This is a genomic window from Rothia sp. CCM 9416, from assembly GCF_048513535.1.
Taxonomy (GTDB): Bacteria; Actinomycetota; Actinomycetes; order Actinomycetales; family Micrococcaceae; genus Rothia.
Map to the genome: position 1 here is coordinate 72,369 of NZ_JBLXXR010000007.1, position 15,148 is coordinate 87,516.

A 15,148-nucleotide genomic window follows, 5' to 3' on the forward strand; every position below is an offset into this window, starting at 1 on the left:
CAGATTCTTGTAAACCTGTGGATAATTCTTCTCTGCGCCGCCACACCACTGTTATCTGTACACAATAGTACACAAACTAGAACATATTTTCTATTAAGTACGAATAGTTTTCTATTGGGCTCCCTGCCACACCCAACTCCCCAGCTAGGGGGCAGGCGGTATGTCCGGGCCGAGCCTACGTGCTTCGGGGACGTCCTGTTCCCGGCAAATCGCGAGCCAGACGGTGCGCACATCGGCACCAGCCTCCAGAGCTTGCCCCGCAGTCAGGTCCCCAAAATCACCCGGAACTAAATTCCGCACCAGATGCCTGGCATAAGCTGTGCCAAACTCGTGGTCCATGGCGGCCCAGAATTCACTAAGTTTCATCCTATCCTCTTCCTGCTTGCAGATAGAAGGAGCCGGCTCCCCTTGTGAGGGACCCGGCTCCTTGTCGTACGCTCACTCCGTTTTATCGGGTCAGGAGAGGGCGTTCAACGGCAGGAATGTCTCGGCTTGAAGTAGCCGCGATTCCGTATTCACGCTTGAACTGCTCGGAGAATTCTGCGGGCACAGTATCGGGTACCGAGAAGCCTTCTTCAACAGCCATGCGGTGGGATACTTCGCCAAGCATAGCTGAGAGTGAGATGTTGAGAGCCTGGCAGATAGAGGCAAGAAGCTCAGATGAGGCTTCCTTCTGACCGCGTTCTACCTCACTGAGGTAGCCAAGGGAGACTCGCGCAGAGTGTGAAACTTCACGGAGGGTTCGCCCCTGTCGCTGGCGGACATCGCGCAGGACTTCGCCAATTGCGTGGCGGAGCAGAATAACTTTACCGGTGTCTTGGGCGGGGACAGTGTTCTCGGTCTGACCCACATCCTTCCAACGGACGACACCGTTCACGGATACGGGTTGCTTAGTCATTTTTATACCAATCTCCTGGTGATCGTGCTCCCGGTAGATCAGGAGCTGTGTACTTCAGCCTAACGTAATTGCTACGTGTTCGTCAGCTCAAGTTGAGAATAAGTCACGTAAGTTCACGTTTTATTCTTATGACATCTATCTAAACCTACAGTTCTGTGTTTTCATTCCCTGTTTGCTGAAAAATTCATCTGAAAATTTCCTGGAAATTCTGAGGAGGTAGTGTGCGAGCATCCTCAGTCCCCCCGCTAAAAATTATTCCCGATAGCTTCAGCCAGCAAAAGCAGTGCATGGTGAGCGGCCTGTACCCGAATCCCAGCCCGCCCCCCGGCGTAGTTCTTCTCGACGACACAGCCACCTGTGGGACCGTATACCGCCAGGTAGACCCGGCCAACAGGCTTACCGTCACATGGCTCCGGGCCAGCAGCACCCGTTGTGGCAACACCGTAGTCGGCACCGCAAACCCGGGCCGTCCCAGCGGCCATAGCTAGGGCAACATCGGCATCCACCGCACCGCGCTCAGCCAGAAGACCGACCGGAACCCCCAACACCTGAGCCTTAACCTCGGTAGCGTATGAGATAACGCCACCCCGGTAGACGGCAGAAGCACCGGGCACCGAACAGATGAACTGGCCCACCATGCCACCGGTCAAAGACTCAGCGGTTGCCAGCAGGCACCCCGACTCTGTTGCCACTGCAACGAGCTGGGCGGCGGCTTCCTCCAGGTGGAACTGAGCGTCAGGAGCTTGCATAACAGGAACCTACTTGCTCTGCTGGGCGTAATAGTCGCGGCGCAACCGCATAGCCTTCAGCACATAATCAATACCGGTAACTACAGTCACTAACACAACAGCGGCCATGAGCAGCCAGCCCGGCCAGAGTGCCCAGCTACCCAAAAGGCCCAGAGGCAGGATCATCAGCACCAGGGCAAGGGTCTGCAAAACGGTTTTGAGCTTACCTCCCTTAGAGGCGGCCATCACACCGTACTTGATAATGAACAGGCGCATCACGGTAATGCCCCACTCGCGCACCAGAATGACCAGGGTGACCCACCACCACAGCTCCCCCAGCATAGAAAAAACAACAAAGGCGGCACCGGTCAGAAGCTTATCGGCAATCGGGTCAGCAATCTTTCCGAAGCTGGTAATCAGCCCCCGCGAGCGGGCCAGGTGACCGTCAAGCCAGTCGGTAATCATAGCCAGGATAAAGATGACGACGGCCCACCAGCGCAGGCCCATATCGCTAGCACCGTAGACCCCACCGCCCAGCAGGGCCCAGACGAAGAGGGGAACCATAACAATACGCAGGGCCGTCAGGGCATTGGGTATGTTCCAGTTTGATACGGTACCGGGGTTATGCTCAGACATCGGTTCTCCTTAGAGTAGAGCGGGGGCCGGGGATCAAGGGGCTATCTGCCGGTCAGGTTCCAGGCGTCTTCGCTATCGGGTTCGTCCATGGTGTCGTAGTAGTCCACAGCTTCTGGGACTCCGTCGTTCATGTGAGCAACTGGGTCATTGCCGTAGGTATCATCAGTGGCCTCCACCGGGGGCTCTTGACCACGAATCTTTGCTAGGACGGTGGGCAGGTCATCGGGCTGAACCAGAACGTCACGGGCCTTGGACCCCTCGGAGGGGCCAACGACCTCGCGGGATTCGAGCAGGTCCATGAGGCGGCCAGCCTTAGCAAACCCCACACGGAGCTTACGCTGCAGCATGGAGGTTGAACCGAACTGGGTGTTCACCACTAGTTCAGCGGCCCGCAAGAGATCATCGAGGTCATCTCCAATGTCATCATCAATCTTCTTGGAGGGGGCAACAGCGATGACGTCCTCGCGGTAGATGGCGGGAGCCTGCTTCTTAACGTGCTCCACGACCTCGTGGATTTCGGACTCGCTCACCCAGGCGCCCTGAACACGCATGGGTTTGGAAGCACCCATGGGCAGGAAGAGGGCATCACCCTGGCCAATCAGTTTCTCGGCACCGGGCTGATCAAGGACCACGCGGGAGTCAGTCACCGATGAGGTCGCAAAAGCCATACGCGAAGGCACGTTAGCCTTAATCAGGCCGGTCACAACGTCCACCGATGGGCGCTGGGTTGCCAGTACCAGGTGGATACCGGCGGCACGAGCTAGCTGGGTGATACGCACAATAGATTCTTCAACATCGCGCGGGGCCACCAGCATGAGGTCAGCAAGCTCGTCCACAATGACCAGCAGGTAGGGGTAGGCCTTAATCTGGCGCTTAGAACCGGGATCTGGCTGAATCTTGCCGGCCTTGACCGCCTTGTTGAAATCATCAATGTGCTTGTAGCCGTAGTGGGCCAGGTCATCGTAGCGGGCGTCCATCTCACGCACAACCCACTGAAGGGCCTCGGCGGCCTTCTTGGGGTTGGTGATGATGGGCGTAATCAGGTGGGGCACGCCCTCGTAGGCGGTAAGTTCTACGCGCTTGGGGTCCACCATAATCAGGCGAACCTGATCGGGGGTGGAGCGCATCAGGATGGAGGTAATCATGGAGTTCACGAAGGAGGACTTACCGGCGCCGGTCGCACCAGCCACCAGCATGTGCGGCATCTTAGCCAGGTTGGCAATGACGAAGCCACCTTCAACGTCCTTACCAACGCCCATGACCATGGGGTGCTCGGTTGCGTGAGCCTTAGCCGAACGCAGGACATCACCCAGCACCACGATTTCGCGGTCGGTATTGGGAATCTCAATACCGATGGCGCTCTTGCCGGGAATGGGCGACAGGATACGCACATCGTCCGAAGCTACCGCGTAGGCAATGTTCTTGGACAGAGCGGTAACGCGTTCCACCTTGGTACCAGAGCCCAGCTCAATCTCGTAGCGGGTGACCGTGGGTCCACGGGAGAAGCCGGTGACTTCGGCATCGACCTTGAACTGATCCAGCACGTTGGTCAGGGCCTCGACGACCTGCTCATTGGCTTCGGACTTTTCCTTAGCGGGGGGGCCTGCTTCGAGCATGCTCTCGGTAGGCAGGGCGTAGGTACCGGTTGAGGACTCCACAACCAGTTCCCCACGTGGCTGTTCGGTTGTCTCTGCAACGGTGTGGTTCTGAATTTTAGCGGCGGGCCGTTCAAGGCGGGGCGCTGGGGTGTCCGCAGGCTTGGCAGGTGCTGAACCCTTGGCTGCGGCTCCAGTCAGGGCGGCACCGAGGGCAGAGCCGGTTGCAGAACCCGCAGCGGTAGGCCTAGCAGAAGGTCGAGGCACAGAAGGCGCACGAGGCGCTACGGGCTTCTGAGGGGTCGGGGCTTCCAGGGCAGCCGGTGCCTCATCGACAGGTTCTTCCCAGGCTTCAAGAGTCTTGGGAAGTTCTGCTTCTACCTCAGGTTCAGGCAAACGGCCATATTCAGCGGCCGCCCGCTGAGCCTGGTCCAGCCGCTGGGCAGGTGCATCGGAGGCACGATAACCGTCATCGGCCCAGGCGCCCTGGTCAAAGAGCTGGCCCTGCTTTTTAGCGGCCTTAGCAGCTGCCCGCTTTTCTTTCCGAGTCTGCTTGCGGGGTGCCTCAACATCAAAGGCTTCTTGTGGGTGAGCGCTGCCAGGGCGACCACCGGTGGCGGTGACACGCCCTACGGGAGTGGTATCGGTTTCAGGCTCAGAAAGAAGGGCGCTCTGGTAGGCCTCATCGCCCTCGTAACGGTCAAGCCTGGGGTCGGTATCGGGCCGCGCCCCAAAACCTAGCCAGCCCAGCAGCCCACCACGGCGTGCAGGACTAGGAGTATCAGCAACATCTTCGTATAGGTAGGAGCGGTCATGCTCCTCATCAAGCACCCGCGTCTCGACTTCATCCTGAGCACGAGCGCGAGATGGACGGCCTGCATCGCGGATAGAGCCGTTGGGTTTCTCCCCCAGGAGCACACTGAAAATGAAAACAAGCTTCGGCCAAACCTGACGCAGGGGCGTATCAGTAGCAACCAGTACACCGGCGCAGAAGACCAGTGCAATGACCAGCCACTCCAGCACAGAAATGCCACCTACAATACGGCTAGCGGGTGTACCGATGAGAACACCAATGGTTCCACCGCCACCCCAGAAGTCATCAAAGTTATTGGAAAAAGTGGGGTAACCAGCTACCTTGGCTCCCATCATTGAAGCCGAAACCGTCATGATAGTAAACCCGATAGCAATCCGGTTATTTTCCCTAACCTCCAGGGGATGACGGAAAATACGGATAGCAAAAATGAGGCAGAGAATGGGTATGAGCAGTGAGCCTTGACCAAAGAGCCCGCCCACAATGATGTGCCACAGGTGCAGAGGCCACTCGTACCAGGAGAGGGAAGCTGCGGTATCAACACGCCAGCCCCACCATTCCACACCGGCAGTCAGCAGACCGATAGCCAGGATAAAGAGGGCTCCCCCATCGCGGCGTTCGTGAAGTTCGATATCGGTGCGCAGGGCACCCATACGGCGGATAGCACCACCGATGATGAAGGCAAGAGCTTGCCAGGCACCCACAATAGCTCGAATGAAGATATTGCTTTCCTGAGCCGGTGCGGGGGCACCCTTTTTCCCTCGGCCTTTGGCTGAGCTTGAACGCCGTGAGGACGCCCTTGAGCCACTCCCGGTGGAGCGGGGAGCTGATTTACTCGATGCAGACTTTCGCGGAGCCATTCTTCTCAATACAAGTCGGTGACGGTGTGCAGTTCAGACGGTCGCTGGCACCGGGTGGTGGGCGACCGTAGTTCTTAACAGACTACAGCCACCGGCTCCCCCGTGCAGGGGTAAAGCCGGTGGCAGAGTCATCGTGAGGGTAGCTTCTCAGCATTGGGCTGAGCCACTCCCCCGCCCTGCCTGCCCTGGGTATAACCGAGGCGGGCAGATGCTTTAGCTGTTATCGGCCTCAGCGGTGTGGGTTTCGATGACCACAGGAACAATCATGGGCTTACGGCGCAGGCGGCGCGCAACCCAGGCCCCCACTGTGCGGCGGACAATCTGCTGCAGCTGGTGGGCGGTGTGAACCCGTTCGGGTGCCCGGTGCAGTGCATCTTCCAGGGCCGCAGTAATTTTGGGGGTGATGTCGTCAAAGACCGAGTCGTCTTCTGCGATACCGCGGGCGTGAATATCGGGGCCGGTCACAACACGTTTGGTGGCACGGTCAATCACGGTCACAATCGACACGAAGCCTTCTTCTCCCAGGACGCGGCGGTCTTTGAGGTCGTCTTCGGTCACATGGCCTACTGACTTACCATCAACGTAGACGTATTCACAGGGGACCTGGCCGACGATTTCGGCCATGCCGTCCTTGAGGTCAACAACGGTACCCGAGTCACAGATGAGAACGCGGTCGGGCTTGATGCCGGTTTCCACGGCCAGGTTACCGCTGGCAAGCAGGTGGCGAACTTCACCGTGAACGGGCATGACGTTCTTGGGCTCCAGAATGTTGTAACAGTAGAGCAGTTCGCCCGCTGCAGCGTGACCCGATACGTGGACCTTAGCATTGCCCTTGTGGACCACATTGGCTCCCAGCTTCATCAGGCCGTTAATCACGCGGTAAACAGAGGTTTCGTTACCGGGAATCAGTGAGGATGCCAAGATGATGGTGTCACCCTGCTCAACCTGAACCTTGTGGTCTCCGTTTGCCATACGGGACAGGGCTGCCATGGGTTCGCCCTGGGAACCGGTGCACATCATAACAATCTGGTCGGGGCGGTAGTCATCAACCTTTTTAAGGTCAACGAGCAGACCATCTGGCACCTTGAGGTAGCCCAGCTTCTCGGCGATGGTCATATTGCGGACCATTGAGCGGCCCACTAGGACCACCTTGCGGCCGCGTTCTGCCGCGGCATCCAGCACCTGCTGTACACGGTGGACATGCGAGGAGAAGGAGGCAACGATAACGCGCTTCTTGGCATCGCGCATGACGTTAGAGATAACGGGCCCGATGTTCTTCTCGGTGGGGGTGAAGCCGGGGACCTCAGCGTTAGTGGAGTCCGGTAGGAAGAGGTCAATGCCTTCTTCGCCCAGGCGGGCAAAGTGGCGCAGGTCGGTCAGGCGTCCGTCGAGGGGTAGCTGATCCATCTTGAAGTCACCGGTGTGCAGGGCCTTACCTGCCTGGGTACGGATAAAGACAGCCAGGGCGTCGGGAATGGAATGGTTAACCGCCACAAATTCACACTCGAAGGGGCCAAAGCGCTCAACCTGGCCTTCAAGGACTTCCATGGTGTAGGGCTTGATGCGGTGTTCCTGTAGCTTAGCTTCAACCAGTGCCAGGGTCAGCTGTGAGCCAACCAAGGGAATATCTGGGCGGCGACGCAAGAGATAGGGAACAGCGCCGATGTGGTCTTCGTGGCCGTGGGTCAGCACGAGTGCTACAACATCGTCCAGTCGGTCTTTGATGTAGTTCAGGTCAGGAAGAATCAGGTCAACGCCGGGCTGAGACTCTTCGGGGAAGAGCACGCCACAGTCAACGATGAGCAGTTTGCCGTTAATCTCGTAGACGGTCATGTTGCGGCCAACTTCGCCCAGGCCACCCAGGGGGACAACGCGGAGGGTGTCTTTCCTGAGTTTGGGGGGAAGGTGCGGACTGGTTACTGTTTGCATGTGTTCTCTTATCTGTCGATTTATTTTTTCTCAATACGGGCAAAGCGGGCCACCTCAAAATCGCATGATTTTGGGTGAACCCGCCGGACCCCGCAATAGGTCTTTACTTAAGGAGGGAGGAAGCGATAACGGAACCTTCAAGGTCTGCTCGCATGAGCGCCGCTTCGGCTTCAGTGGCTACCGCATGGGGTAGGCGCACGGTCTTGGTTTCAAGCAGGCCCTGCCACTGCAGAATCTGTTTGGCGGCAACGCACCCGGGTACGCGACTCATGGCCGCACGCACGATGGGGGCAAGGTCAAGGTGGATCTGCTGGGCGGTTGCTAGATCCCCGGCAAGGGCGGAGTCAATGAGCTTGCGGAAGAGTTCGGGGGCTAGGTGGCTGGTGACACCAACCAGGCCCACAGCGCCCATAGCAATCCAGGGCAGGGTCAGCCCGTCATCACCTGAGTAGTATTGCAGGTCAGTGGTTTCCATGACCTCGGTAGCGGCGGTGAAATCAGCCTTGGCATCCTTGACCGCAACGATATTCTCGTGGCTGGCCAGGGCACGGTATACCTCGGGGCTAATTGCGATACCCGCTCGACCGGGAATGTCGTAGAGCATGACGGGGGTTTTAACCGCGTCCGCCAGGGTGCGGAAGTGGGCTTCAAGGCCGGTCTGAGTGGGCTTGTTGTAGTAGGGGGTAACAACCAGTAGGCCATCTACGCCTACGGCCTCAGCGCGGGAGGCTAGGTGCAGGGTGTGGGCGGTGTCGTTAGAACCAACACCAGCAACAATCTTGGCGCGGTCCCCCACGGCCTCTTTGGCGATGCGGAAAACGCGTTCGTTTTCCTCATCGGTCATGGTGGAATATTCGCCGGTTGTGCCGCACACAATCAGGCCGTCGTGGCCACGGTCAACCAGGTTTTGAGCAAGCCCAGCGGTAGCGGGTTCGTCAATTTCGCCGTTTGCGGTAAAGGGGGTGACCATAGCGGTCAGGAGTCGCCCAAAGACGGGCTCGGTGGCTTTTACTGTGTGCGGTGAAGTCTCAGACATACTAATAAGGTTACCTTATTCTGGGGTTACGGGAGGGTGAGTTTACTTATTGCTGGAGTAGCCAAGCAAACTTTTAGACAGAGATACTGGCTACTGACCCGCCACGGTAGAGGCTAATAGCGGCTCGCATAGCCTTACGGGCTCGTTTACGGTCACCGGCTGCATCGTAAGCCAGCGATAGATTGAACCAGTGTGACCAGTCCTGCGGGTGATTCTCAACGGCCTGAGCGTAATCAGCGAACTGGGCATCGGCGGCGGCGCGTTCTATGCGACCTGAGTCGGTTCGCGGCAGGTTATCTTCCGGGAGCTTTCCCTCAGCAGCCATAAGCGAGGCAAGTTGCTGGGTGCGGGCCCCAAAGACAATTTCACGAACCATAGCCCAAGCCCCCAAGACAGGCAGAACGATCAGGGCTAGCCCTAAGGCTATACCCACCGGCCCAGCGCCCTGCATAAGGAGCACCCCGCGCTGGGCGGTCAGGGCAAGGTAGAGGCTCAGAGCCACTGTCACCAGTGAGGCAAAGATTCTTCCCCGGCCACCGGCGTCCACCGCAATAAAAACCGCGCAGAAAACACCGACAGCTAACAAGAAGAGCCGAGTTCCCAAAGGCAGGGGCAGAACCATAAGGGTCAGAACTGCTAGGACGATGGCTCCGGCCGTAAATAAGCGCAGTGAACCCATCGGGTTAGGTCAGATCCATGTAGCGGTCTAGCCCAAGGGCCAGACCGGGGTGGGAGGCAACCTGCCGAACACCCAGAAGGACACCGGGCATAAAGCTGGTGCGCTCAAAAGAATCGTGGCGGATCACCAGCTGCTGGCCAGGATCACCCAGCAGGATTTCCTGGTGTGCAGTCAGACCGCGCAGACGCACAGCGTGGACGTTAACGCCCTCTACACGGGCACCGCGTGAGCCGCCCTCATCGGTTTCTGTGGCGTCGGGTGACTGGCCCACACCGGCGGCTCTGCGAGCCTCAGCAATTTTCTTGGCGGTATGGACGGCAGTACCGGAGGGTGCATCAACCTTATTGGGGTGGTGCATCTCGATGACCTCAACGGACTCAAAGTACTTAGCCGCTTTAGCTGCAAACTCTGTTGCAAGAATCGAGCCGATAGCAAAGTTGGGGGCGATAAGCACACCAACCTGCGGGTGCTCAGCTAGCAGAGCCTCAAGGGAGGCCAGACGCCCCTCGGTCCAGCCGGTAGTACCCACAACAGCATGGATACCGTGCTCCACTGCGAAACGAACATTAGTCTCGGTAGCGGCAGGAACAGTCAGGTCAATCATGACTTCAGCGCCGTGCTCAAGGAGGAGATCCAGGGAATCATCTCGGCCCAGGGCAGCAACCAGATCCATATCCGCAGCGGTGTTCACCGCCTTAACAGCCTCAGCCCCCATGCGACCTGCGGCTCCCACCACAGCGACTTTCCATACCTTGCTCATGTGTTTCCCTCGTATCAGCTAGTAAACAGTGCGGGTAAGCCAGACACTACCCGCATATGACGCGTGGTGATGGCAGGCCATACGCTAACGAGTCACATCACTACTCTAGCCAACAGGACCAGGCTACGCACCCCAACCTGGGCAGACCCAGCGTATTCACCGCAACCAGGACAGGTAGAAAATACCGCAAGCTGCCAGCTGCTATTGCCTAACATACTCAAGCCACCAGGCACAGAAGCGACCAACACCTCTCCGGCTATAGCGTCAAAACCCCACCTAGCTCTTACACTAGATAGGGTGCCCTAGCACAGCTGACTATGACCCCCTAAGGACCCATGAAAGACGACCACGTTTTTTACTCCGATGTTCACCCACCCGAAGGCCAGGGTCATTTTGTCCTGCGCGGGTTGGACGGTATCCGTGCGCTCGCCGTCCTGCTGGTGGTTATCTACCATTTCTGGCCCCAGCACCTACCCGGTGGAATGATCGGTGTCGATATCTTCTTCGTCATTTCCGGCTACCTGATTACCGCGCTCCTACTGCGCGAAGGCGCCTACACCGGAAAAATGGATATTGTCTCCTTCTGGATCCGTCGCTTACGCCGCCTTGTCCCGGCTTTTGCTTGGCTCAGCCTGGTTGTGGGCGCGCTGGCACTACTCGTGGGAGGGGACGCTCAAGTCGGGCTAGGCCGCCAGATTCTGGGCGCTTTTACCTACTCATCTAACTGGCTATTGATCGGTGCCGGTAACGACTACTTTGTGCAGACCTCACCTGAGCTGATGACCAACTTCTGGTCGCTGGCTCTTGAAGAGCAGTTCTACTTCTTCTGGCCGGTCATTATGGTCTTCGTCTTCATGTTCACCGCCAAATGGTGGCAGCGGGCACTGGTTCCGGCAATTTTAGGTGTGCTCTCATTACTCACAGCACTGGTTCTCACTTTCATCGGTGCCTCCACAACCCGCCTCTACTACGGTACGGACACCCACCTCTACGGGCTGATGCTCGGCGTTCTTCTGGCCATGTTGGTGCCCTGGTCTATGTACCCGCCGGTTGACCCCCGCCTTTATGACCATGTTGGCTACGGCAACGGAATCTGGGGCTGGATCCGCCAGCTCATCGGATGGGCTTGCCTGGGGCTGGTCTTCCCCCTGGCCCTGGCTCTGACCGATCAGCGCCCAAGCCTGCTCATCCCCTGGGGCCTACTGGCAGGGTCTCTATTAGGTCTTGGCATGATTCAGGCGCTTCTACCCGATGTGCGCGGTGGCACCAGCAACCTCTTTAGAGGCTTACTTTCGCTCTACCCCCTCGTGTGGGTAGGTCAGCGTTCCTACGGCATCTACCTGTGGCACTGGCCGCTCATGGTCCTCGCCCACTACACCTTCGGTGCCGCACGCTCCCCCTGGGTAAACGGCGGAGTTCTTATGCTAACGCTGGTGATTGCGGGACTGTCCTACATTTATATTGAACAGCCGGTTCGTAAACTGGGTTTCCGCGGTGCAATTACAGCCTGGCTTTCCGCTATGTTCGTTCCCGGCCAGAGAACCCTGCCGCTGGCTTCAGCGGCGCTCACTGCGGTTGTACTCATTTGCACGGTTTTTGCAGTTCGCACAGCGCCAACTATGACCGAGGCCCAGGCTGTCGTCGCAGCAGGGGAAAACTACACCGCGTCAGAGAACCCATCACGGGCGCCCGAAGCCGCAGAAACCCAAGTAGCTGAGACCAGCGAAGAAAGCCACACCCCCAGCCCCTCCCCCAGCGAGACTGCAGATCTTCTACCGGCTACTGCTGAGGGCCAAAGCGTCACCATCGTTGGGGACTCAGTCACCTTGGCTTCTGCGGCTGCGCTCGGGCAGGCAATGCCACTTGCAAGGGTTAATGCCGAGGTCTCCCGCACCAGTTCAGCGGCCCTACCTCTCATCGAGCAAATGACCAAGGACAGCCAGACAGGCCAGGTACTGGTTCTTTCTGTGACCGCTAACTCAACATTCACACTGGAGCAACTGGAAACACTCAAAGCTACCGTTTCACCCGATGGCCAGCGAAAGATTGTGCTGGTAACAGGTCTGGGGCCAGCAAACCTCACCTGGATAGAGCCCTCCAACAAGGTCATCCGTGAATTTGCGCAGAAGAACCCCGACACCGTCTTTATTGCTGACTGGCAGGCCGCAGCAAGCGGACACCCGGAGTACCTTGTCTCTGATGGCGTACACCCCCAGGGACAGGGCCTCACGGTCTACGCCTCAACTGTTAAAGCGGCGGTAGCGCAAGCGGTTGCCGCCAACCGGCCCTAGTCCTCTGCCGTCCATCACCCTGACATTGCGGGTAAAGCTAAAGCCCCCCCCTGTTATCAGGGAGGGGCTTTGACCATTTGCTATTTCACAATGGTAGTGACCCATTCCTGCTTGGATAGGAAAGCCGCAAGCTCTTGAACCTCTTCGAGGGTAACAGATCGGATCCCCTCTAGGAGCTCGTCAAGGCTCCGGAATTGGCCTGAATCCAGTTCTGCACGACCCAGACGACTCATCCGGGACCCCGCGTCTTCGCTCCCCAGAATGGTTCCGCCACCCAGCTGCCCGAGCACCTTATCCAGCTCGTCCTGGGTGAGCCCGTCACGGACCAATTCATCAAAGGTTGAGCGCATGAGCTCACCTACCTGCTGGGTCTTAGCCGGTAGGCACCCGGCGTACATACCGAAGTAGCCCGCATCGGAGTAGGAGCCGCTAAAGGAGAAAGTGGAGTAGGCAAGGCCACGTTTTTCGCGGATTTCCTGGAAAAGGCGGGAGGACATTCCACCACCCAGGGCGCTATTGAGCACGCTCATCACATACCGGCGGTCATCACCAGCTACCAGTCCGGGGCAACCCATCACAATGTTGGTTTGCTCGAACCCTTTATCCAGGGTCCGCTCCCGAGCGCCCGGAACAATAACTGCCTGCTGGCGGGACCGGCGAGGTGCCGGGGCCTTCCCCTCGGTGAGGTCCCAGCCCCGGTTATCCAGTGATTCGAGAACTAGCTGAACGATATGTGAGTGGTTTAGGCTGCCCGCTGCAGAAATAACCAGCCTGTCCGGGGTGTAGAACTTCTTGTAGTGTTCCCATACCTTATCGCGGGCTACTTCTGTAATCTCCTGAGGGGTACCACCGATAGGCCGCCCCAGAGGGTTCTGCCCCATGAGCTGTTCAATAAAGGATTCAAAAGCAACGTCGGTGGGGTCATCTTGGTCCATAGCGATTTCTTCCAGGATGACACCGCGCTCCTGTTCCAAGAGCTCAGGGTCCAGTACCGCGCCAGTCACCATATCAGCGATAAGGTCGATTGCCATAGCGGTGTCGTCATCGAGCACACGCGCATAGTAGCAGGTGTGTTCTTTAGCGGTCAGCGCATTGGACTCACCACCTACGCGGTCAAAGGCATGGGCTATATCTAATGCTGTACGGCTGGGGGTACCCTTGAACAGAAGGTGTTCTAAGAAGTGCGTAGAACCCAGCATGCCGGGCTGTTCATCGCGGGAGCCAACGCCCACCCAAAAGCCAAGAGAAATACTGCGCTGGGAGGGCATACGTTCAGTAATCACGCGAACGCCACCGGGTAAGACGCTACGGCGAACCTCGTTACCGCCTTCCCCCACATAGATCAGACGACCATTCAGATAATCAAGCTCACCGGCGAGATCCGCCAGGGTGATGGGTAGTTCTATGGGCATAGTGCGCTTTCTATAGATCAGACATATCCAGGCATATACCTTACCGGAGCAAACACAAAACCTAGTGCTGTGACTTGACGGGCTAGGTACACAAGGGCAGTCATCAAGGATAGTAATATGGCAAGGTATATTCGCAGAACTACTGACTGAGGCCCTACCCAAGCCCTAGGAAACTGAAGTCAGCCCCTAAAGGAAGATAAAGCAAGCCCCTGACAAGGCATACTTGTTCAAACAGCATGTGATGAGTCAAGGTTTTGCTGGCAGGGCCAATCTCCGCGATTGCACGGTTTCAACCATTTGACTTATAATGAGGGAAACTCATCGAGTGATGAGTTTCCCTCTTTATTCTTTAGCGACAGGGCATCGACCTAAGTCAAAATCCTGCTTTTAGCCTTCAGTGGCTTCGCTGTCTTCTTCCGCAACAACCGGAATCAGTGACAGCTTGCCACGGTCGTCAATCTTGGCGATCTCAACCTGAACCTTCTGCCCTACACCGACGACATCTTCAACGTCGTCAACGCGCTTGCCATCATTGAGCTTACGAAGCTCGCTAATGTGAAGCAGGCCGTCCTTGCCGGGGGTCAAAGATACGAAAGCGCCGAAGGCAGTTGTCTTCACAACGGTACCCAGGTAGCGTTCGCCAATCTCAGGAACCTGAGGATTAGCAATCGCATTGATAGCTGCGCGAGCTGCTTCCGCGGACGGGCCATCGGTTGCACCGATGTAGACGGTGCCGTCATCTTCGATAGAGATGTCGGTCCCGGTCTCTTCCTGGATCTGGTTGATCATCTTGCCCTTGGGCCCGATGACCTCACCAATCTTGGCAACGGGAACCTTCACCGAAATCACGCGGGGCGCAAAGTCGCTCATCTCGTCGGGAGCGTCAATGGCGGCATTGATAACTTCCAAGATGTGCAGGCGTGCTTCGCGTGCCTGGGTCAGGGCACCGGCCAGAACCGAGGCGGGAATACCGTCCAGCTTGGTATCAAGCTGGATAGCAGTCACGAACTCACTGGTACCCGCTACCTTGAAGTCCATATCTCCCAGTGCATCTTCTGCACCGAGGATATCGGTGAGAGCTGCATAGCGAGTTTCACCGTTGACCTCATCGGAGACAAGGCCCATAGCGATACCCGCTACAGGTGCACGCAGGGGCACACCTGCGTTGAGCAGGGAAAGGGTTGAAGCGCAAACTGAGCCCATGGAGGTTGAACCATTGGAGCCCAAGGCTTCTGACACCTGGCGGATTGCGTAGGGAAAATCCTCGCGGTCCGGAAGGACCGGAGTGATGGCACGCTCGGCCAGGGCACCGTGACCGATTTCGCGTCGTTTGGGGGAACCAACGCGACCGGTTTCACCTGTGGAATAGGGTGGGAAGTTGTAGTGGTGGATGTAGCGCTTGGACTTGACCGGGTAGAGTGAGTCCAGCTGCTGTTCCATTTTAAGCATATTTAGCGTAGTCACACCCATAATTTGGGTTTCACCACGCTCGAAAATTGCTGAGCCGTGCACG

The 15,148-nt window shown here is 57.6% G+C and carries 12 protein-coding genes; 1 reads left to right on the top strand and 11 read right to left on the bottom strand.

The window, feature by feature from the left end; translation table 11 throughout:
• Positions 1-144: 144 nt before the first annotated feature.
• The 9 genes from ACN080_RS04700 to dapB all read right to left on the bottom strand — a co-directional run bounded on the left by ACN080_RS04700 (position 145) and on the right by dapB (position 9,932).
• A complete protein-coding gene (locus ACN080_RS04700) occupies positions 145-366 on the bottom strand; it encodes a DUF3046 domain-containing protein (protein WP_419113174.1) in 222 nt (73 codons plus the stop codon).
• A gap of 82 nt (positions 367-448) precedes the next feature.
• A complete protein-coding gene (locus tag ACN080_RS04705; protein WP_419100175.1) occupies positions 449-898 on the bottom strand; it encodes a helix-turn-helix domain-containing protein in 450 nt (149 codons plus the stop codon).
• A gap of 245 nt (positions 899-1,143) precedes the next feature.
• The gene (locus ACN080_RS04710; protein WP_419113175.1) at positions 1,144-1,647 is read right to left on the bottom strand and encodes a CinA family protein; all 504 of its coding nucleotides are present in this window, start codon (positions 1,645-1,647) and stop codon (positions 1,144-1,146) included.
• A 9-nt stretch (positions 1,648-1,656) separates the two neighbouring features.
• Positions 1,657-2,262 (bottom strand): CDP-diacylglycerol--glycerol-3-phosphate 3-phosphatidyltransferase, encoded by a 606-nt coding sequence (pgsA, locus tag ACN080_RS04715; protein WP_419113176.1) that lies wholly within the window; start codon positions 2,260-2,262, stop codon positions 1,657-1,659.
• A 41-nt stretch (positions 2,263-2,303) separates the two neighbouring features.
• Positions 2,304-5,528, bottom strand: a complete 3,225-nt coding sequence (locus ACN080_RS04720; RefSeq protein ID WP_419113177.1) for a DNA translocase FtsK 4TM domain-containing protein — start codon at positions 5,526-5,528, stop codon at positions 2,304-2,306.
• 213 nt (positions 5,529-5,741) lie between these two features.
• Positions 5,742-7,457, bottom strand: a complete 1,716-nt coding sequence (locus ACN080_RS04725) for a ribonuclease J (RefSeq protein WP_419113178.1) — start codon at positions 7,455-7,457, stop codon at positions 5,742-5,744.
• A 103-nt stretch (positions 7,458-7,560) separates the two neighbouring features.
• The gene (gene dapA / locus ACN080_RS04730; RefSeq protein ID WP_419113179.1) at positions 7,561-8,493 is read right to left on the bottom strand and encodes a 4-hydroxy-tetrahydrodipicolinate synthase; all 933 of its coding nucleotides are present in this window, start codon (positions 8,491-8,493) and stop codon (positions 7,561-7,563) included.
• Positions 8,494-8,566: 73 nt separating this feature from the next.
• Positions 8,567-9,172 (bottom strand): tetratricopeptide repeat protein, encoded by a 606-nt coding sequence (locus ACN080_RS04735; RefSeq protein ID WP_419113180.1) that lies wholly within the window; start codon positions 9,170-9,172, stop codon positions 8,567-8,569.
• A gap of 4 nt (positions 9,173-9,176) precedes the next feature.
• Positions 9,177-9,932: a 4-hydroxy-tetrahydrodipicolinate reductase gene (gene dapB / locus ACN080_RS04740; RefSeq protein ID WP_419100181.1), complete on the bottom strand. Its 756-nt coding sequence runs from the start codon at positions 9,930-9,932 to the stop codon at positions 9,177-9,179.
• Positions 9,933-10,267: 335 nt separating this feature from the next.
• Here dapB and ACN080_RS04745 point away from each other — a divergent pair, with 335 nt between their 5' ends.
• Positions 10,268-12,223 (top strand): acyltransferase family protein, encoded by a 1,956-nt coding sequence (locus tag ACN080_RS04745; RefSeq protein WP_419113181.1) that lies wholly within the window; start codon positions 10,268-10,270, stop codon positions 12,221-12,223.
• Positions 12,224-12,303: 80 nt separating this feature from the next.
• On the opposite strand, the gene ACN080_RS04750 is transcribed toward ACN080_RS04745, so the two are convergent.
• Entirely contained in the window at positions 12,304-13,635 is a 1,332-nt protein-coding gene (locus tag ACN080_RS04750) for a M16 family metallopeptidase (RefSeq protein ID WP_419105154.1), read from the bottom strand.
• A 387-nt stretch (positions 13,636-14,022) separates the two neighbouring features.
• Positions 14,023-15,148: polyribonucleotide nucleotidyltransferase (locus ACN080_RS04755; RefSeq protein ID WP_419113182.1), on the bottom strand; the 1,126-nt coding region annotated here is incomplete at its 5' end.